Source organism: Neoroseomonas rubea (genome assembly GCF_016106015.1).
In the GTDB taxonomy this organism is placed as follows: domain Bacteria; phylum Pseudomonadota; class Alphaproteobacteria; order Acetobacterales; family Acetobacteraceae; genus Neoroseomonas; species Neoroseomonas rubea.
This window is the reverse complement of record NZ_JACADQ010000678.1, coordinates 1-864: the sequence shown is the minus strand read 5'-3', so window position 1 is coordinate 864 and position 864 is coordinate 1. Positions and strand designations below refer to the sequence as shown.

Below are 864 nucleotides of genomic sequence, written 5' to 3'. Positions count from 1 at the left end.
GCCGCGCGCGGCGGCGAGTGCGGCGATCGGCGTCCAGCGATCCCCCGCCGTCCCCGGGCCGGCGCCGGCGGCTTCCTGCGCCTCCCAGGCGGCGCGCAGGAAATGCTCCTCCGCCGCCGCGAGGCGCCGGCCCGCGCGGCGCAGCCCGTTGGCAAGCAGCCCCCGTTCCGGCGCGAACAGAAGGGCCACGGTGAAGCAGGCCGCGCCCGCCAGCACCACCGCCGCGCCCGTCGGCAGGTCGGGGTCCAGGGCGGAAGCCGCCGCGCCCACCATCCCGCACAGCGCGCCCGTCGCGGCCGAGAGCAGCAGCAGTCGCGGCAGGCGGAAGGTCAGCAGCCGCGCGGTGGCCGCCGGCAGCACCAGCAGCGCGACGATGAGAATGAGCCCGACCGCCTGCAGCCCCGCGACGGTGACGGTCACGATCAGCCCCAGCAGCGCGATGTCGGTGCGCTGCGTGGACAGCCCCAGCACGCGCGCATGGTCCGGGTCGAAGCAGGTCGCGCGCAGGCGCTGGAACAGCAGGAGGCAGGCGGCCAGCGCCAGCGCCGCGACGGCGCCGGCCCAGGCCGCGTCCTCCGCCCGCATCGCCGCCGCCTGGCCGAGGATGAACTTCGACAGGCCCGCCTGCGCCGCCGCCGGCAGGGTCTGCACGTAGGAGAGCAGCGCGACGCCGGCGGCGTAGAAGGACGACAGCACGATCGCGATCGCCGCGTCCTCCCGGATGCGCCGCGTGCGCGCCAGCGCCTGCACCGCCAGCACGCCGGCGATGCCCGCCACCGCCGCGCCGGCGAGCAGCGGCGGCAGCGCGCGCGGATCCTGCCCGAAGGCGGCGACGATCAGCGCGGCGAGCACCACGCCCGGCAG

General features: G+C 78.0%; 1 protein-coding gene. It reads right to left on the bottom strand.

Translation table 11 applies throughout. The features are described 5' to 3' along the window. Positions 1–864, bottom strand: an 864-nt coding sequence (locus HW577_RS25775) for a metal ABC transporter permease (RefSeq protein ID WP_198378923.1), incomplete at both ends; no start/stop codon positions are given.